16 protein-coding genes are annotated in these 18,583 nt (G+C 73.6%); 4 read left to right on the plus strand and 12 right to left on the minus strand.

Annotated elements, in window-relative coordinates; genetic code table 11:
- Window positions 1-49 precede the first annotated feature (49 nt).
- The 4 genes from hutI to hutU are packed head-to-tail and all read right to left on the minus strand — an operon-like array spanning window position 50 to window position 5,512.
- Complete coding sequence (gene hutI / locus ACZ51D_RS13630) at window positions 50-1,225, minus strand: imidazolonepropionase (protein WP_465662381.1); 1,176 nt, start codon at window positions 1,223-1,225, stop codon at window positions 50-52.
- Between the two features lie 35 nt (window positions 1,226-1,260).
- Window positions 1,261-2,613, minus strand: a complete 1,353-nt coding sequence (locus tag ACZ51D_RS13635) for a formimidoylglutamate deiminase (protein ID WP_465662519.1) — start codon at window positions 2,611-2,613, stop codon at window positions 1,261-1,263.
- Between the two features lie 32 nt (window positions 2,614-2,645).
- The gene (locus ACZ51D_RS13640; RefSeq protein WP_465616375.1) at window positions 2,646-3,827 is read right to left on the minus strand and encodes an allantoate amidohydrolase; all 1,182 of its coding nucleotides are present in this window, start codon (window positions 3,825-3,827) and stop codon (window positions 2,646-2,648) included.
- A 17-nt stretch (window positions 3,828-3,844) separates the two neighbouring features.
- Entirely contained in the window at window positions 3,845-5,512 is a 1,668-nt protein-coding gene (gene hutU / locus ACZ51D_RS13645) for a urocanate hydratase (protein WP_360495355.1), read from the minus strand.
- A gap of 181 nt (window positions 5,513-5,693) precedes the next feature.
- On the opposite strand from hutU, the gene ACZ51D_RS13650 reads away from it, so the two are divergent.
- Window positions 5,694-6,266, plus strand: coding sequence for a Uma2 family endonuclease (locus ACZ51D_RS13650; protein ID WP_465662383.1), 573 nt, complete (start codon window positions 5,694-5,696; stop codon window positions 6,264-6,266).
- A gap of 1 nt (window position 6,267) precedes the next feature.
- On the opposite strand, the gene ACZ51D_RS13655 is transcribed toward ACZ51D_RS13650, so the two are convergent.
- Both ACZ51D_RS13655 and ACZ51D_RS13660 read right to left on the minus strand, forming a co-directional pair.
- Window positions 6,268-6,588 (minus strand): hypothetical protein, encoded by a 321-nt coding sequence (locus tag ACZ51D_RS13655; protein WP_465616333.1) that lies wholly within the window; start codon window positions 6,586-6,588, stop codon window positions 6,268-6,270.
- Window positions 6,589-6,679: 91 nt separating this feature from the next.
- A complete protein-coding gene (locus tag ACZ51D_RS13660; RefSeq protein WP_360495349.1) occupies window positions 6,680-7,549 on the minus strand; it encodes a MurR/RpiR family transcriptional regulator in 870 nt (289 codons plus the stop codon).
- A gap of 236 nt (window positions 7,550-7,785) precedes the next feature.
- Here ACZ51D_RS13660 and ACZ51D_RS13665 point away from each other — a divergent pair, with 236 nt between their 5' ends.
- Window positions 7,786-8,211 (plus strand): hypothetical protein, encoded by a 426-nt coding sequence (locus tag ACZ51D_RS13665; protein ID WP_360495346.1) that lies wholly within the window; start codon window positions 7,786-7,788, stop codon window positions 8,209-8,211.
- A 59-nt stretch (window positions 8,212-8,270) separates the two neighbouring features.
- Here the strand turns inward: ACZ51D_RS13665 and hutH are convergent, their stop codons facing one another.
- Entirely contained in the window at window positions 8,271-9,848 is a 1,578-nt protein-coding gene (gene hutH, locus ACZ51D_RS13670) for a histidine ammonia-lyase (RefSeq protein WP_465616331.1), read from the minus strand.
- Window positions 9,849-9,957: 109 nt separating this feature from the next.
- On the minus strand, window positions 9,958-11,154 hold the full coding sequence (locus ACZ51D_RS13675) for a macrolide family glycosyltransferase (RefSeq protein WP_465616329.1): 1,197 nt from the start codon (window positions 11,152-11,154) through the stop codon (window positions 9,958-9,960).
- 99 nt (window positions 11,155-11,253) lie between these two features.
- Here ACZ51D_RS13675 and ACZ51D_RS13680 point away from each other — a divergent pair, with 99 nt between their 5' ends.
- A complete protein-coding gene (locus ACZ51D_RS13680; RefSeq protein ID WP_360495337.1) occupies window positions 11,254-11,874 on the plus strand; it encodes a TetR/AcrR family transcriptional regulator in 621 nt (206 codons plus the stop codon).
- Here ACZ51D_RS13680 and ACZ51D_RS13685 read toward each other — a convergent pair.
- From ACZ51D_RS13685 to ACZ51D_RS13700, 4 genes are all read right to left on the minus strand, one after another.
- Window positions 11,846-12,196: a hypothetical protein gene (locus tag ACZ51D_RS13685; protein ID WP_465616327.1), complete on the minus strand. Its 351-nt coding sequence runs from the start codon at window positions 12,194-12,196 to the stop codon at window positions 11,846-11,848. The genes ACZ51D_RS13680 and ACZ51D_RS13685 overlap by 29 nt on opposite strands.
- Before the next feature lie 248 nt (window positions 12,197-12,444).
- The gene (locus ACZ51D_RS13690; RefSeq protein ID WP_396288719.1) at window positions 12,445-14,280 is read right to left on the minus strand and encodes a GGDEF domain-containing protein; all 1,836 of its coding nucleotides are present in this window, start codon (window positions 14,278-14,280) and stop codon (window positions 12,445-12,447) included.
- Window positions 14,281-14,539: 259 nt separating this feature from the next.
- Window positions 14,540-15,655 (minus strand): adenylate/guanylate cyclase domain-containing protein, encoded by a 1,116-nt coding sequence (locus tag ACZ51D_RS13695; protein ID WP_360495331.1) that lies wholly within the window; start codon window positions 15,653-15,655, stop codon window positions 14,540-14,542.
- Between the two features lie 173 nt (window positions 15,656-15,828).
- The gene (locus tag ACZ51D_RS13700; protein WP_465616324.1) at window positions 15,829-16,722 is read right to left on the minus strand and encodes a biotin--[acetyl-CoA-carboxylase] ligase; all 894 of its coding nucleotides are present in this window, start codon (window positions 16,720-16,722) and stop codon (window positions 15,829-15,831) included.
- 242 nt (window positions 16,723-16,964) lie between these two features.
- Here ACZ51D_RS13700 and ACZ51D_RS13705 point away from each other — a divergent pair, with 242 nt between their 5' ends.
- Window positions 16,965-18,554: an acyl-CoA carboxylase subunit beta gene (locus ACZ51D_RS13705; RefSeq protein WP_465616322.1), complete on the plus strand. Its 1,590-nt coding sequence runs from the start codon at window positions 16,965-16,967 to the stop codon at window positions 18,552-18,554.
- Window positions 18,555-18,583 lie beyond the last annotated feature (29 nt).

Raw genomic sequence — 18,583 nt, forward strand, 5'->3', positions numbered from 1 at the left:
TCCCGCGCCCGCCACCCCGGGGGCGCGGGAGCCTCCCACCGACCGCAGGTCAGACCTCGCGGACGCCCGCCCGCCAGACCGCGGCCGTCAGTGGCACGCCAGGCCGGTAGGCCAGGTGGACGTGCGAGGGCGCGTCGAGCAGCAGCAGGTCGGCCCGGGCGCCGGGCGCGACCACGCCGACGTCGGTGCGCCGCAGCGCGTGGGCGCCGCCCGCGGTGGCCGCCCAGACCGCCTCGTCCGGCGTCATCCCCATCTCCCGCACCGCGACCGCGATGCAGAACGCCATCGAACTCGTGAAGCTGGAGCCCGGGTTGCAGTCGGTGGACAACGCCACCACCGCCCCCGCGTCCAGCAGTCGGCGCCCGCTCGGGTACTCGGCCCGGGTGGAGAACTCCGCCCCCGGCAGCAGCGTCGCGACCGTCCCCGACCCGGCCAGCGCCGCCACGTCCTCGTCCGTCAGATGGGTGCAGTGGTCCGCCGAGGCGGCCCCCAGCTCGACGGCGAGCTGCACGCCGGGCCCGTACGAGAGCTGGTTGGCGTGCACCCGGGGGGTGAGGCCGCGCTCGATGCCGGCGGTCAGGATCGCCCGCGCCTGGTCGCCGTCGAAGGCGCCCTTCTCGCAGAACACGTCCACCCAACGGGCGTGCGGGGCGCAGGCGTCCAGCATCTCGCCGGTGACCAGGTCGACGTACCCGGCCGGGTCCTCGGCGTACTCGGGGGCGACCACGTGCGCGCCCAGGTAGGTGGTCTCCGGGGTGTGCCGCGAGGCGATCCGCAGCGCCCGGGCCTCGTCCGCCATCGTCAGCCCGTAGCCGGACTTGCACTCGATGGTGGTGGTGCCCTGGCGCAGCGCCTCCCGGACGAACCGGTCCAGGTTGGCGTCCAGTTCGGCGTCGCTCGCGGCCCGGGTGGCCGCCACGGTGGTGCGGATCCCGCCCGCCGTGTACGCCTGGCCGGACATCCGGGCGTTGAACTCGGCGGTGCGGTCGCCCGCGAACACCAGGTGGGCGTGCGAGTCGACGAAGCCGGGCAGCAGGGCCCGGCCCTCGGCGTCGAAGCGCTCGTCCGCGCCCGGGGCCTGCGCCGCCGGCCCGACCCAGGCGACGGTGGCGCCGTCCAGCACCACGGCCGCGTCGGTCAGCAGGCCGAGCGGCCCGGCGCCCTGCCCGGGGTCGTTGGTGACCAGGCTGCCGATGCCCGTGATCAAGGTGGTCCTGGTGCTCAAGACAAGGCCTTCCGAGGGGAGTTGGGGAGGTGGGCTCAGTAGTCCAGCGCGCCGATGGCGGACCGCAGCGCCCCCGGAACGTCGGCCACCAGCTGGTGCGCGCCGTCCCGGACGACGTGCCGGCCGCCGACCACCACGTGCCGCACGTCCGCCGCCGAGGCCGCGAAGACCGCGATCTCGGCGCCGAGCCGGGGCGGCGGGCCCGCGGTGCGGACGGAGTCCAGCGCGATCACCGTGAAGTCGGCGAGCGCCCCGGCCTCGATCCGCCCGGCCTCCGGCCAGCCGAGCGAGGCGTGCCCGTCCTCGGTGCCGGCCCGCAGCAGCGCGTTGGCCGTCCAGTGGCCGCGGGTGCGGGTGCGCAGCCGCTCGTCCAGCTCCAGCGCGCGGGCCTCCTCGAACGGGTCGACGACCGCGTGGCTGTCGCTGCCCAGGGTGATCGGGCAGCCCGCCGAGGCGAGCCGGCGGGCCGGGCCGATGCCGTCCGCGAGGTCCCGCTCGGTGGTGGGGCACATGCAGACGGTCGTGGAGGAGTCGGTGAGGAGCTTGACGTCCTCGTCGGTGAGGTGGGTGGCGTGCACGACCGAGGTGCGTGGGCCGAGCGCGCCGTGGTCGGCGAGCAGCCGGGTCGGGGTGACGCCGTGCGCGGCGAGGCAGGCGTCGTTCTCGGCGGTCTGCTCGGACAGGTGGACGTGCAGCGGCGCCTTGCGCATCGCCGCCCACTGCGCGACGGTGCCCAGCTGCTCGGCCGGGACGGCCCGGACCGAGTGGATGGCGGCGCCGATCCGGGCGTGCTCGCGCGGCTTGAGCGCGTCCGCCCGCTCGGCCCAGGCCTGCGCGTCGCCGTCGCCGAACCGCTGCTGCGGCTTGGTCGGCTCGGCGCCGAAGCCGGCGGACAGGTAGCAGGTGTCCAGCAGGGTGATCCGGATGCCGGCCCGGGCGGCGGCCTCGATCAGCGCCTCGCCCATCGCGTTCGGGTCGGTGTAGCGGGCGCCGCCGGGCGCGTGGTGCAGGTAGTGGAACTCGCCGACGGCCGTGATCCCGGCCAGCGCCATCTCGGCGTAGACGGCGGTGGCGAGGTCCAGGTAGCTGTCCGGGTCGAGCGCGCCGGCGAACCGGTACATGGTGTCGCGCCAGGTCCAGAAGGTGCCGGAGCCGACCTGCACGTGCCCGCGCAGCGCGCGGTGGAAGGCGTGCGAGTGGGCGTTCGCCTGGCCGGGCAGCAGCAGCCCGTCGAGGCGGACGGCGCCGGGCGGGCAGGGCCCGCTGTCCGGCGTCACCGAGGTGATCAGGCCGCCGGGGCCGGTGGCGATCAGCACGTCCCGCTCGACCACCGGCCCGTTGGGGTGCGGCAGCCAGGCGTGCTGCGCCCAGTAGCTCACCGCGGTCACCGCGGCCGTTGAGGACGGTGAGGTCGCTGAGGTCACTGACACGCCAGGTCCTCCAGTACGTCGGCGAGGGCGGTGACCCCGGCCAGGCAGTCCGCCACCTCGGCGTGTTCGGCCGGGGAGTGCGAGACGCCGCTGGGGTTGCGCACGAACAGCATGGCGGTCGGGATCGCGGACGCCAGGATCCCGGCGTCGTGTCCCGCGCCGGTGGGCAGTACCGGGGCGTCCAGCAGCTTGGCGAGCCGGTCGCGCAGCGGGCCGTCGAAGTCCACCACGGGGGTGTACGACTCGCGGGTCAGCTCGACCCGGACGCCGTCGCGCCCGCCGCGCTCGGCGGCGGCCTGCTCGATCTCGGCGACCAGCGCGGTGAGGGTGCGCTCGTCGGCCGCCCGGGAGTCCAGCCAGCCGCGCACCAGCGAGGCGATCGCGTTGGTGCCGTTGGGCTCGACCGCGACCTTGCCGAAGGTGGCCAGCGCACCCGCCTGCTTCGCCTTCTTGCGGGCGGCGAGCACCGTGTTGGCGTAGGTCAGCATCGGGTCGCGGCGGTCCTCGATCCGGGTGGTGCCGGCGTGGTTGGCCTCGCCGTGGAAGTCGAACCGCCAGCGGCCGTGCGGCCAGATCGCGCCGGCCACGCCGACCGGCTGCCCCTCGGCGAGGTAGCGGCCCTGCTCGACGTGGAGTTCGACGAAGGCGCCGATCCGGGCCAGCCGGTCGTCGTCCGCGCCGATCCCGGTCGGGTCGTAGCCGGCCTTCTCCATCGCGTCGGGCAGCCGGACGCCGGCGGCGTCGCGCAGCTCGTACGCGGCCTCGCGGGAGAGCACCCCGGCGGTCAGCCGGGAGCCGATGCAGGCCACGCCGAACCGGGCGCCCTCCTCGTCACCGAAGTTGACGACCGCCAGCGGCCGGGTGAACTCGGTTCCCCGGGCGCGGAGTTCGTCCAGCGCGGCGAAGGAGGAGACCACCCCGAGCGGGCCGTCGAAGGCGCCGCCGTCCGGGACGGAGTCCAGGTGCGAGCCGGTGACGACGGCCCCGCCGGCCTGCGGGTCGCCCAGCCAGGCCCACTGGTTGCCGTTGCGGTCCAGCTCGTACGCCAGGCCGCGGCTGCGGGCCTGCTGCTCGAACCAGGCGCGGCACTCGGCGTCGGCGGAGTTCCAGGCGAACCGGCGGTAGCCGCCGGAGGAGGCGGAGCGGCCCACGGGGAGCAGCTCCGCCCACATCTCTTCGAAACCGGAGGTCACAGCTCACCCATCGGGACGCGGACCCCGCGCTCGGCGGCGACCTCGGTGGCCCGGTCGTAGCCGGCGTCGACGTGCCGGATGACGCCCATGCCCGGGTCGTTGGTGAGCACCCGGCGGATCTTCTCCCCGGCCAGCGCGGTGCCGTCGGCGACGGTGACCTGGCCAGCGTGGATCGAGCGGCCGATGCCGACGCCGCCGCCGTGGTGGATGGAGACCCAGGAGGCGCCGGAGGCGACGTTGACCATGGCGTTGAGCAGCGGCCAGTCGGCGATCGCGTCCGAGCCGTCCAGCATCGCCTCGGTCTCCCGGTACGGGGAGGCGACCGAGCCGCAGTCCAGGTGGTCGCGGCCGATGACGATCGGCGCGGACAGCTCGCCGGAGGCGACCATGTCGTTGAAGCGCTCGCCGGCCTTGTCGCGCTCGCCGTAGCCGAGCCAGCAGATGCGCGCGGGCAGGCCCTGGAAGTGCACCTTCTCCTGGGCCAGCTTGATCCAGCGGGCCAGCGACTCGTTCTCCGGGAACAGGTCGAGGACGGCCTTGTCGGTCTTGTGGATGTCCTGCGGGTCGCCGGACAGCGCCGCCCAGCGGAACGGGCCCTTGCCCTCGCAGAACAGCGGGCGGATGTACGCGGGGACGAAGCCGGGGAAGGCGAAGGCGCGGTCGTAGCCGGCCAGCTGGGCCTCGCCGCGGATCGAGTTGCCGTAGTCGAAGACCTCGGCGCCGCGGTCCAGGAAGCCGACCATCGCCTCGACGTGCGCGGCCATCGACTCGCGCGAGCGCTGGGTGAACTCGGCGGGCTTGGCGGCGGCGTAGTCCGCCATGTCGTCGAAGGCGACGCCGACCGGCAGGTAGCTGAGCGGGTCGTGGGCGCTGGTCTGGTCGGTGACGATGTCGATCGGCGCGTCCATCGCGAGCAGCTGCGGGAAGAGCTCGGCGGCGTTGCCCAGCAGGCCGATGGAGAGCGGCTGCTTCTTGTCGCGGGCGGCGGTGGCCAGCTCCAGAGCGTGGCCGAGGTCCTTGGCCTCGACGTCCAGGTAGCGGTGCTCGATCCGGCGGGAGATCCGGGACGGGTCGCAGTCGATGCAGATCGCCACGCCGCCGTTCATGGTCACGGCCAGCGGCTGGGCGCCGCCCATCCCGCCGAGGCCGGCGGTGAGGGTGATGGTGCCCTCCAGCGTGCCGTTGAAGCGCTTGTTGGCGACGGCGGCGAAGGTCTCGTAGGTGCCCTGGAGGATGCCCTGGGTGCCGATGTAGATCCAGGAGCCGGCGGTCATCTGGCCGTACATGGTGAGCCCGAGGCTCTCCAGCCGGCGGAACTCCTCCCAGTTGGCCCAGTCGCCGACGAGGTTGGAGTTGGCGATCAGCACGCGCGGCGCCCACTCGTGGGTCTGCATCACGCCGACCGGTCGGCCGGACTGGACCAGCATGGTCTCGTCCTGCTTCAGGCCCTGCAGCGTCTTCACCATGGCGTCGAAGGAGCGCCAGTCCCGCGCGGCCTTGCCGGTGCCGCCGTACACGACCAGCTTCGACGGGTGCTCGGCCACCTCGGGGTCGAGGTTGTTCATCAGCATCCGCAGGGCGGCTTCCTGCTGCCACCCCTGCGTCGTGAGTCCCGTACCACGCGCCGCGCGCACCTCACGCGGACCGCTCGCCTGCTGCACCATAGTCCCGGCCTCCTGCGGATGGATTCATTCAAGCTCTGCTCGACTGAATATAACTAAACAGCAGGGTTTCGACCAGACCCCGGAACAATCCGATCAGCCCCGGCATCCGCCGACTTGGCGCGCTAGCCTGAACGCGGCGAACACCAGCCGCTCGGCCCAGCTCCAGGGAGCGGAGGACACGATGACGGCCATCAGCGTGCGGCCCGGCAGACTCCGGGATGTGGCGGAGGAGATCGAACAGCGCACGGGACTTCGCGTCCAGATCATCGGAGGAACGCTGCTGATGTCCCCGACTCTCCGCGGTAAGCACGCGGGGACCGTCAAGCGCTTGTCCCGCCAGCTCGACGACAAACTTCCGGCCGGTCTCGGCGCCTATGAGGTCTCGTCGATCAACATGCCCGACGACGCGGAGGACTACGCGACACCCGACTTGGTCGTCCTGCCGTCCGACTGGGAGGACGACGACGACTGGCTGGCAGACCCCCACGACGTCGAGCCGGCCGTGGAGGTCGTCTCAACCTCTGAGCGTGTCAGCCACATCGCCGCCAAGACCAGTTGGTACGCGATCGCGGGCGTGCCGGTCCTCCTCGCGGTCGATCCCCGCCAGGGCGCCTGGACCCTCCACACCCACCCTCGCGACGGCGAGTACCAGGGCGTGCTGCACGGCAAGTACGGCGAGCCCGTCCCGCTGACCTCACCGCTGCCGGCCGAACTGGACACGTCCCGGCTCCCGCTGTACGCCCCCCGCAGCTGAGTCAGGCCGCCGCGTCGCCGTCCCAGTCGATGCCGATCTCGGCGAGCCAGCGGCGGTCGGCGTCGTCGGGAGCGGGCGGGGACGGCGGGCGGGGAATGTTCTGGACGGGGCCGAGGCCGTACTTCTCGGCAGCCGCGCCGGCCCGGGCGTCGGCTTCGACGACGCCGACGTGCACGGCCGACTCGTCGCCCGGGTCGAGGACGGTCAGTTCGGGTTCGGGCAGGCGCCGCAGGGTGACGCGGCGTCCGCAGGCGGGGCAGGACCATTCGTCGGCACCAGAGGACAGGCGGGCGACGAACTTCATCTCGTGGATCACGCGCATGGGCGCACCCCCTGTAGGAGGGGATGCCCGGGTTCGTGACGGCTATTCCGGCCGCGCCCATTCCGGGCCGCGTTTGTTCCGGGAGCCGGGCTTATTCCAGGAAGAGGCCGCGCGCCGTCGCCGACTGCTCGATCGCCTCCAACCGGGCCTCGGCACCGGGGAGTTCGTCGCACATGGCCTGCAGCAGCACCCGGCCGAGCATCATCGGCGCGCACGCGGTGTCGAAGACCAGCCCGGTGCCGACGGCGGCCGGCAGCATCAGGTCGGAGAGCTTGGCGACCGGCGCGAACGCGCTGTCGGCGACGGTGAGCACCGTCAGCCCGCACTCGCGGGCCACCGTCAGCGCGTCCATCAGCTCCCGCGGGTAGCGCGGCAGCGCGAAGCAGAGCAACGCGGTGGCCCCGGCCGCGGCGGCCTGTTCCAGCCGGTCGGCGAGCATGCTGCCGCCCTCGTCCAGCAGCCGGATGTCCGGGTGCACCTTGGCGGCGAAGTACGAGAAGCCGCGCGCCTGCGCCGAGGCGGCCCGCAGGCCGAGCACCGGCAGCGGGCGGGAGGCGGCGAGCATCCGGGCGGCCCGGATGATCGGCTCCGGGTCGGCGAGGAGTTCGGCGAGGTGGCGCAGGTGCGCGATCTCGGCGAGCACGGCCTGCTGGTGCTCGTTGCGCACCGCGTCGTCCGGGGTCTCCGGCGCGGCCGGTTCTCCCCCGCCGAGCTCGCGCAGTTGCTTGCGCAGCGCCGGGTAGCCGTCGTACCCGAGCGCGACCGCGAACCGGGTGACGGACGGCTGGCTGACGCCCGCGAGTTCGGCGACCTCCACACTGGACAGGAACGGCGCCTCGGTGGCGTGCCGCACCAGCGAGTGCGCGATCCGACGCTGGGTCGGGGTCAGCCGGTGGCCCTCGAACAGCTGGAGCAGCCGGGCGGAGGGGCCGACGCTGCCGGTCTCGTCGGTGGCGGTCATCAGCGGTACCTCCGGGTGCGAGCGGTTCGGACGACGACTGTGCAGCAGCGGGCCGCGCCTGGCAAAGACGTCTCGTACGGCGGAACGCCTCGTGGGACGTCCCGGGGGTCGGACAGGAGCGGAGAGGGCCGGGGACGGTCCGCGGCTCGGGGTAACCCTGATTTGTCCCTGAGTCCGCCCGGATTCCCCCCGCGAACAGGTGGACCGGGCGGGGCCGCCGCGCCACGCTGTCCCCCATGGACACTCGCCAGGACGACCTGCGGCGCGACCTCGACGCCACCCTGCAGGCCCGCAAGGAGCTCGGCAAGGAGTACGAGGACGAGCTCGTCGACTCCTTCATGAAGCGCCTGGACGCCCGGCTGGACGCCCGGGTCGAGCGCTCGGTGGCCCAGAGGCTGGACGACTACGAGCCGCGCTCGCACCCCGACCGCCACCAGCGCCCCCGCCGCCAGGGCTGGGGCAGGCGCTCCGGCACCGGGCTCGCGGTGGCCTCGATGGCACTCGGCATCCCGCTGACGGCGATCGCCACCGACCCGTCGAGCGGCTCCGGTTTCGCCGGTCTGCTGGTCTGCTGGGCGGGCATCGTCGGGGTCAACGTCGCCGCCGCGTTCGGCGATCGCCGCCACCGCGAGGAGCGCCGTCCGCGGGGCGACTGGGACTGAGTCCCGGTCACCCCGCGCCGAGGGGCGTCGGACGGCAGGCGCGTCCGACCGCGGGTGCGTCAGGCCAGCGGGCCGGTGACCTGCTCGACCGCGCGCACCAGCTCGCCGGAGGCGACCAGCGCCGCGGCCGCTTCCAGGTCCGGCGAGAGGAAGCGGTCGCGGCCGGCGCCGCCGACCCCCGCCTCCCGGGCGACGGCCAGCGCGGCCGCGGTGGCCGGGGCGATCCGGCCGGCCGAGTCGGCCTGCTGACGGATCTCCAGCGCGCGGGCGGCGGCGGTGAGTTCGACGGCGAGGATCCGGCCGAGGTTCTCGACGGCCTGGCGCAGCTTGCGCGCGGCCGACCAGCCCATCGACACGTGGTCCTCCTGCATCGCGGAGGACGGGATCGAGTCGACCGAGGCCGGGACGGCGAGCCGCTTGTTCTCGCTGACCAGCGCCGCCTGGGTGTACTGGGCGATCATCAGGCCGGAGTCCACGCCCGGGTCGTCGGCCAGGAAGGCCGGCAGGCCGTGCGAGCGGGCCTTGTCGAGCATCCGGTCGGTGCGGCGCTCGGAGATCGAGCCGAGGTCGGCGGCGGCGATGGCGAGGAAGTCCAGCACGTACGCGACCGGGGCGCCGTGGAAGTTGCCGTTGGACTCCACCCGGCCGTCCGGCAGCACCACCGGGTTGTCCACCGAGGCGGCCAGCTCGCGGGAGGCGACCAGCCGGGCGTGGGCCAGGGTGTCGCGGCCGGCGCCGGCCACCTGGGGGGCGCAGCGGATCGAGTAAGCGTCCTGGACCCGCGGCGCGTCGTCCTGGTGGTGGCCGGTGAGGCCGGAGTCCTTGAGGACGGCCAGCATGTTGGCGGCGCTCAGCGCCTGGCCCGGGTGCGGGCGGATCGGGGCGTGCAGCTCGGGGGCGAGCACCTTTTCGGTGCCGAGCAGCGCCTCCAGGGTCATCGCGGCGGTGATGTCGGCGGTGGTGAACAGCCGCTGCAGGTCGGCGATGGCCATCACCAGCATGCCGAGCATGCCGTCGGTGCCGTTGATGAGGGCCAGGCCCTCCTTCTCCAGCAGCTCGACCGGCTCGATGCCGGCGGCGGCGAGCAGCTCGGCGGCGGGCTTCTCCACGCCGTCCGGGCCGGTGGCGGTGCCCTCGCCCATCAGGACCAGCGCGCAGTGCGACAGCGGCGCGAGGTCGCCGGAGCAGCCGAGCGAGCCGAACTCCCGGACCACCGGGGTGATGCCCGCGTTGAGCAGGGCGGCCATGGTCTGGGCGACCAGCGGGCGCACACCGGTACGGCCGGAGGCCAGCGTCTTCATCCGCAGGAACACCAGCGCGCGAACCACTTCGCGCTCGACCACCGGGCCCATGCCGGCGGCGTGCGAGCGCACCAGCGACCGCTGCAGCTGCGCGCGCAGCTCGGGGCTGATGTGCCGCACGGCGAGCGCGCCGAAGCCGGTCGACACGCCGTAGACGGGGCGCGGCTCGGCCGCGAGGGCGTCGATCCGGGCGCGGGCGGCCGCCATCTCGGCCTGCGCGTCGGGACCGATCTCGACCCGGGCGTTGCCCCGGGCGACGGCCAGAACGTCCTCGGCGCTGACGTCGGCCTTGCCGACCAGGACCAGCGGAGCGTCGGGGGCCACAGCACTGTGCATATCCATATACACCATCACATCAGGTGAATGAGAATATGACAACAGGTGTTCGTCATCCGGATTCTCCTTCGCCCGGATCCGCGCCGCACGCGGCGGCCCCCGTCCCGGCTCACCTCAGCTCCGCCTCGATCAGGTCGACCGCCCGGGCGGTGCCGCCCTCGGCCCGCCCGGCGGCGGACAGCTCCCGCAGCCGCTCGGCCACCGCCGGGTCGCCGACCAGCTCCAGCAGCGCCGCGCGCAGCGCCTCCGGGGTGGCCCGGTCGGTGTCCAGCCGACGGGCGACGCCGAGTCCCACCAGCGCGTCCGCGTTGGCGAACTGGTCGACGGCCTGCGGCACCGCGATCATGGGCACCGCGTGGAACAGCCCCTCACTGGAGCCGCCCATACCCGCGTGGGTGACGAAGGCGTCCGCCTGGGCGAGCACCGACAGCTGCGGCACCCACCGGTGCACCTCGACGGTGTCCGGCACCTCGCCGAGCTCGGCCAGGTCGGTGTGCTCGCCGACCTGCAGCACCGTGTGCCAGCCCGGCAGGTCGCCGAAGGCCTGGACGCAGGCCCGGTAGAACGCCGGATGGTGGGTGAACGCCGAGCCCAGCGAGACCAGCAGCACCTTCTCGGCACCGGCCGGCCGCCGCCACTCCCCCTGGTGGGCCCGGTCGCCGAAGCAGGGCCCGACGAAGCTGAAGCGCCGGTCGTCGACCCGGTCGGCGTTGGGCTGGAGCGCGCGCGGGACGAGCGCGACGCACCGCTCCGGGCGGCCCTTGAAGGCCTCGACGTCGCGCTCCACCGTGCCGGCTTCGGCCAGCCACTCGGCGAACCGCCGGTAGTGCTCGGGGCCGCCCGGGCCGTTGCGGGTCGCCTCGAAGACCTCGGCCAGGTCCTCCTCGATGCCGTCCCAGCCGACGAAGGTGGACGACAGCTGCACCACCGGCACACCCAGCCGCTCGCCGAGCGCCCGCCCGGCGAAGCCCGCGATGTCGTAGAGCACCAGGTCGGGGCGGTCGCCCTCGAAGGCCTCCAGCATCGCGGACCACATCGACAGCGTGTCGTCCAGGAACACGTCCTGGATCGCCACCGGGTCCTCCGGCCAGCCGTCCGGGTCGTCCGCGAGCGGCAGCTTGGTCGGGTAGGGGACGAAGGCCGCGCCGGTGGACTCGACGATCTCCCGGAAGGACGGGTCGTTGACGTAGCTGACCCGGTGGCCCCGGGCGACCAGCTCGGTGATCACGGCGAGGCTGGGGTTGACGTGCCCGTGGGCCGGGACGGAGACCATCAGGATGTGTGCGGGGCGTGCGGGGCGGGTCATGGGCACCTCCGGAACAGCGGATGAGACGAGACGGACCGTCTCGCAAGAGCTTGAGAAGACAATACGTCTCGTCTCGTCATTGCGCATAGACTTTTTCCCATGACATCCGGAACCGCCCCCGATCCGGCCCGCCGCAGCGAGCGCGCCCGCACCGCCGTCCTCGCCGCCGCCGCCGAACTCGTCGCCGACGTCGGCTACCGCAAGCTGACCATCGAGGCCATCGCCGCCCGGGCCGGCGTCGGCAAGCAGACCATCTACCGATGGTGGCCCTCGAAGGGCGCCGTCGTCTTCGACGCCTTCCTCGCCGGCAGCGAGTACGAGGGCAGCCTCGCGCTCCCCGACACCGGTGACCTCGCCGCCGACCTGCGGACCGTCCTGCGCCCCACCACCGACGAACTCGCCGACCCGGCCACCGACCGCACCTACCGCACGATGATCGCCGAGATCATCACCGACCCCGCGCTGCACGCCGACTACCGCACCCGCCTCCTGGACCCGCTGCTGGAGGTCACCCGCGACCGGCTGCGCAGCGCCCGCGAGGCCGGCCAGATCGCCCCCGACACCGATCTCGACCTGGCCGTCGAACTCGTCTACGGCCCGCTCTACTACCGCTGGCAGTACCGGCTCGGCCCGCTCACCCACGAGCACGCCGACCGCCTGGTCGACGCCGTCCTGCGGGCCCTCAACCCGCCTACGACTGCGGGCGGTTCGAACGCCTGACCCACAGGACGACCAGGAGGGTCATCAGCAGGACGGCCAGCAGGACCGTGGTGAACCACCCGAGAAAGCCGTGGAAGAAGCCGTGGAGGAAGCCGCGCTTCACCTTCGTCTTCGTCTTCGACTTCGATTTCGACTTCGACCCGGAGACCTGGGTGATCCGGTGCACCCGAGCCCCGTCGCGCACCCGCGGCACCGCCGGCGCCGTCCGCACCGCCCCCGCCGTCCCCACCACCGGCACCGCCGACGCCGGAGCGGCCACCACCACCCCGCCCCCGAGCACCAGCATCCCGGCCACCGCCGCACCCACCAACCGTCTGCCCACGACCGCCCCCGCTCCCGCTCCCGCTCGACCGGCCACCCACCCTCCCACCGCCCCACCCGGCCACGGCACCCCCGGCCCCCAACCGCGACGCACCCGCGACCCACCGGTCACCAAACCGGCACACGACAGCGGCGGACCACCGAAGACGGCCTCGGCACCCCCGCCCGGGGCCGCCGTACGCGCCGTCAACGGGCCGCCACGTCATCAGTGGCGACCGAAGCACGCTCCCGCCGAAACCGCTTCCCCGCTCAGACCACCGGCGGTGAGGCCGCGCCGGCCAGGGAGACGGCGACCAGGGCTCGCATGGCGCAGGCGGCCTGGCCGAGGGGGAGGGTGGCGTCGTCGGCGAAGAGTTCGACGAGCCAGCCGCCGGCCGGGTTCTGGCCGCCGGCGGCGACCATGCCGCGGTAGCCGGAGACGACGAGCATGGCTTCCTCGGCCGGGTCGTTGCCCACGGCACCGGCCCGGAGGGCGAAGGCGCCGCCGCGGACGGCGCGGCGGGTCATCGGGTAGTGGCGCAGGTCGAAGACGGCGTCGGGGGCCTCGATCTGGGCGCGCTGGGTCTCGGCGCGGGTGCTGCTGGGGCCGCTGGTCATCCGGTAGACGGCGTGCTGGGCGGTGCGCATGAGGTGGGAGCCGGGCGGGACGTACGAGATCCACCAGCCGACGGCGTCGAGCAGCCGGGCGGAGGTCTCGGCGACGACGGCGAGCTTGCCGAGGGTGTCGGCCGGGTGGACGGCGCGGGCGGCGGCGGCCTGGTCGAGGGCGGTGAGGACGGCGGTGAGCAGCTGGCCGGGGTCGGCGCTGTGGGCGGCGCCGCGGAACCGCCGCCGGTCGCCGGCGCCGGCCCGTCCGTTCGCGCCGCGCCGCCCGTCGGCCCGGTGGTGGGGGTCGGCGGCGTCGGCGAGCAGCACGGTGGGGTCGGGCGAGAAGCCGGGGCCGTGGCTGCGTCCGGCGACCACGGGGTGGGCGGCGCGGGCGGCCTTGGCCCGGTACTGGGCGGCGTCGGCGAGCCGGAAGAGCCGGTCGGGGGTGGTGACGGGCCCGATCGAGTCTCCGGTGGAGGCGACGCCGCAGGCCACGCCCTCGCCCTCGGACAGGGCGAGCGCGCGGGCGCACAGCTCCTCGGCGACGGCGACCACTTCGTCGGCCTTCTGCCCTTCCACGAGCAGGCAGAACTCGTCCCCGCCGAGCCGGGCGGCGAGGCTGCCGGGGAGTTTGGCGGCGGCCAGCGAGAGCTGGTGGGCGAACCGTTCCAGCAGCCGGTCGCCCATCTCGTGGCCGAGCTGGTCGTTGACCCGCTTCAGCCCGTTGACGTCGCAGACGACCAGCGAGACCACGGTGTTGTCCCGGTTGTGCGCTTCCAGCGCGCTCTCCAGCCGGGCGTCGACGGCGCGCCGGTTGGCGAGGCCGGTGAGCGGGTCGGAGAAGGCGAGCTTGCGCAGGTCGGCGAGGCGCTCGGTCTGGGCGAGTCCGGCCGAGACCTGGGCGGCGAGCAGGGTCGCGTGGTCGGCGTCGGCGTCGGTGAACTCGGGCATGCCGATCGACCGGGCGAGGTACAGCTCGCCCCAGGCCTGCCCGTGCAGCACGATCGGCGCGACCACGCAGCAGGCCCGCCCGCGCCGGCGCAGCGCCGCGGCGCGTTCCTGGCAGTACGCACCGGCGGTCGGGTGCGCGTGGCCGGTGTGCGGTTCGCTGCTTTCGGCGCTCTGCAGCCAGGCGCGCGGCAGGCGCCCGGTGGTCCAGCGTTCCTCCAGGTACGTGACGATCTCGGGGAAGTCGGCGACGGGGTAGGACTCGTCCTCGGGCAGTTCCTCCTCGCCGGGGGCGAGGTCGCCGTGGTTGACCAGGACCCGCAGCCGACCGGATTCGCGGTCCCAGACCGAGACGGCGGCCATGGTGGCGCCGAGCGCCTCGGTGGCGCGGGTGGCGGCGGCCCGGACGGCTTCCAGCGGGGTGAGCGCGCCGGCCATGTCCTGGGCCAGCTCGACCACGGACTGCAGTCTCAGGTCGGGCAGCGGGTCGCGGTGCCGCGAGCCACCGCAGTCGCAGCCGCGGTCCGTCATGATCGCCTCACTGCTCACCGGCTCGCCTCGCTCCCTGTGCTCGGTCCTGCCGGACCCCCGTCGGCCGGGCGCACCCGACCGGCCGCTTGCACCAAGACTATGGCGGTTTCGCTCGGTTATGCCCCGTTTGCCCGGATGGACCCACGCCAGACCGTACGGGTTTCAACCGTTCGGCACCCGGAGACGGCCGACGGAGCCCTTCCCGTGCCCCCGGCTACCCCGCCTACGGCCGGCTATTCCGCCACCCCGCACACGGCCGGCTACGCCGCTACTCCGCCTACAGCCGCCGGGTGAGCAGCCACGGTTCGACGAGCCCGAGCCCCCGCACCGGCCGCCGCCACATCGGCTGCAGGTGGAAGCGGGCGCCGGTGTCCGGCGCGGGCATCGGCAGCCCGGAGGCGGGCATCCCGGCGGCGGCCGACAGTGCCTCGGCCAGGCCTGGCCCTTCCGAGTCGGCCGGGGCGACGCTGCCGTTCTGCTCCAGCGCGGCGGCGAACTCGCCGTCGATCAGCACCGCGTCCTTGGGCGCGATCGAGGTGAGCCGGCTGGCCAGGTTGACGGTGGTGCCGAAGACGTCGCCCATCCGCGAGGTGACCGTGCCGAAGGCCATGCCGACCCGCAGCGGCGGGATGGCCTCGTCCCCGGCGAGTGCCTCGACCAGGCCGAGCGCGATCTCGGCGGCGGTCGCCGGGTCCTCGGAGACGTAGAGGATCTCGTCGCCGAGGGTCTTGATCACCCGGCCGCCCTGGCCGACGATCAGGTCGGAGCAGGTGTTCTCGAAGGTCTCGACGAGTTCGCCGAGCTCCTCCTCCTCCAGCCGCCGGGACAGCCGGGTGAAGCCGACCAGGTCGGCGAAGCCGACGGCGAGCCGCCCGCTGGTGATCTCGTTGTCCTCGGCGGCCTGCACCACCCGGCCGGTGACGGCGGCCAGCTGGCGCCGCCAGACGTACACCAGGAACTGCTCCAGTTCCGGCAGCAGCAGCTCGACCAGCGGGTAGGCGACGTCGGCCCGGGTCAGCCCGGGCTCGACGGACTGGGTGAGGTTCTCCAGGAAGGTGTCCATCTGCCAGCCGGCCAGCCGGGCCGTGGTCTGGCCGGTGGAGCGGGCGACCTGGATCGCCATCGACTCGCTCAGCAGCCCGGACTCGACCAGCCCGGCCAGCCGCCGCAGGGCGATCACATCGCCGTCGGTGAGTGCCCGGGACTGGCCGATGTCGGGGAAGCCCATGGCACGCCAGAACCGGGTGGCCAGCTCCATCGGGACGTCGGCGGCGCGCGCGGCCTGGTACGGCGTGTAACGGCGTGGCGCGTCCAGGATCAGGCGTTCCAGTTCGAGCGCGACCGTGGGGTCGTGGCTGCCCGCCGTCGCGCCGCTGCTGCCGTCCTCTGCCACCGGTCCGTCCCCGTGCGGTCGCCGCACTCGCCTCGTGTCCTACCTGTCCGGGCCCGCCGCCCGCCACCCGGGCGGGCAGTGGCGCGCCTCACACCGTTGCCAGGTGGAATGTTCGCACGGAATCACCGGATCCGGGGCATCCGCCCGAGTCAAGGAGAAGTGAAGACTGCCGTTCAGCGGGGTTCGGGGCGCACGTGGACGACGTCGCCCGCGCCGACCGCCCGGCGTGCTCCGTCGGGCGTACGAACCACCAGCCGCCCGTCGCCGTCGATCGCCACCGCCTCGCCGGTCAGCTCGGTGTCGCCGGGCAGGTGGACCTTCACCTGGCGGCCGAGCGTGCTGCAGCGGTCCACGTAGGCGCGCAGCAGGTCGCTGGTGTGCGGGTCGCCGGCGGCGGCCGTCCACTCGCGGTACAGCCCGGCGAGTTCGCGCAGCAGGGCCCGCAGCAGGGTGCTCCGGTCCGTGGTGGCGGCGCCGGCCAGCGCGAGCGAGGCGGCGGTGGGCACGGGCAGCTCGTCGGCCCGCAGCGAGACGTTCAGGCCGAGGCCGACGACGACCGCGCCGCCCGCCAGCTCGGTGAGGATGCCGCCGACCTTGCGCTCCGCGCCGTCGATCTCCACCTGCAGGTCGTTGGGCCACTTCAGCCCGACCTCGACCTCGGCGACCCGGCCGAGCGTGGCGGCCGCGGCCACCCCGACCAGGATCGGCAGCCAGCCGTAACGCTCGACCGGCACCTCCTCGGGACGCAGCAGGAGCGACAGGAACAGCCCGGAGCGGGCCGGGGCGGTCCACTGCCGGTCCAGCCGGCCGCGCGCGGCGCTCTGCGCCTCGGCCACCAGCACCGCGCCCTGGGCGGCGCCGGCCTTGGCCCGGGCGGCGAGGTCGCTGTTGGTGGAGCCGGTCTCGGTGACGACGTCCAGGGAGGTCCAGAGGCCGCCCGGGACGAGCAGGTCGTGGCGCAGCGCCTTCTCGTCGAGCGGCGGACGGTCCAGGTCGGTCCAGGGCGACGGTCCGGTGTGGCCGAAGCCGCGCAGTCCGCTGCGGCGGGGGGTGTCGGGGGCGTCCATGGGGGAAACCCTAGGTGGTGGGTGCCGGCATGGGACGTAGGCCGCCCCATCGTCCCGCAGAACGGCCGTCAACCAAACTGTGTCGATGGCCATAACGCCAGGACATGACGGATGGCCCTCCGCGCTCGCTACGCTACCCAGCGGTAGTTCGTAGCGCCGCCCTGCCCTCATGCGCGGGCCCCCACCACCCGGTCCGCGCGCAATCGAACAGGTCGCGGCCATGGATCAGGGAGAGCCACCGGATGACCGAGGCGTCGTACGACCCCCACACCACCGCGGGCAAGCTCGCCGACCTGCGGCGCAGGCTGGACGAGGCGGTGCACTCCGGCTCGTCCAAGGCCGTGGAGAAGCAGCACGCCAAGGGCAAGCTGACCGCCCGCGAGCGGGTCGTGGAGCTGCTCGACGAGGACTCCTTCGTGGAGTTCGACGAGTTCGCCCGGCACCGCTCGACCAACTTCGGCCAGGAGAAGAACCGCCCGTACGGTGACGGCGTGGTGACCGGCTACGGCACCGTCGACGGCCGCCAGGTCGCGGTCTTCGCCCAGGACTTCACCGTCTTCGGCGGGTCCCTCGGCGAGGTCTTCGGCGAGAAGATCGTCAAGGTGATGGACTTCGCGCTGAAGACCGGCTGCCCGGTCATCGGCATCAACGACTCGGGCGGCGCCCGGATCCAGGAGGGCGTGGTCTCGCTCGGCCTGTACGGCGAGATCTTCCGCCGCAACGTGCACGCCTCGGGCGTCATCCCGCAGATCTCGCTGATCATGGGTCCGTGCGCGGGCGGCGCGGTGTACTCCCCCGCGATCACCGACTTCGTGGTGATGGCCGACCAGACCTCGCACATGTTCATCACCGGCCCGGACGTGATCAAGACCGTCACCGGCGAGGACGTCGGCATGGAGGAACTGGGCGGCGCACGCACCCACAACACCAAGTCCGGCAACGCGCACTACCTGGCCTCGGACGAGAAGGAGGCGGTCGAGTACGTCAAGAGCCTGCTCTCGTACCTGCCCTCCAACAACCTGAGCGACCCGCCGTCCTACCCCGAGCAGGCCGACCTCACGGTCACCGAGGACGACCTCGAACTCGACACGATCGTGCCGGACTCGGCGAACCAGCCGTACGACATGCACAAGGTGATCGAGCACATCGTCGACGACGGCGAGTTCCTGGAGACCCAGCCGCTGTTCGCGGGCAACATCATCACCGGCTTCGGCCGGGTCGAGGGCCAGTCGGTCGGCATCGTCGGCAACCAGCCGATGGACCTGGCCGGCTGCCTGGACATCAACGCCAGCGAGAAGGCCGCCCGCTTCATCCGCACCTGCGACTCGTTCAACATCCCGGTGCTGACCTTCGTGGACGTGCCCGGCTTCCTGCCCGGCACCGAGCAGGAGTGGGACGGCATCATCCGCCGCGGCGCCAAGCTGATCTACGCCTACGCCGAGGCCACCGTCCCGCTGATCACCGTGATCACCCGCAAGGCCTTCGGCGGCGCGTACGACGTCATGGGCTCCAAGCACCTCGGCGCCGACCTCAACCTGGCCTGGCCGACCGCCCAGATCGCCGTGATGGGCGCGCAGGGCGCGGTCAACATCCTGCACCGCCGGGAGATCGCCGAGGCCGAGGCGTCCGGCACCGCCGGGGAGAAGCGGGCCGAGCTGATCGCCTCGTACGAGGACACCCTGCTGAACCCGTACCTGGCGGCCGAGCGCGGCTACGTGGACGCGGTCATCGCGCCGAGCGAGACCCGCCGGCACATCGTCCGGGGCCTGCGGGCGCTGCGCGGCAAGCGCGAGGTGCTGCCGCCGAAGAAGCACGGCAACATCCCCCTGTAGGCCCCATCCCTGTCGGGAGAGAACCAGCC

The organism is Kitasatospora sp. NPDC033851 (assembly GCF_055576085.1).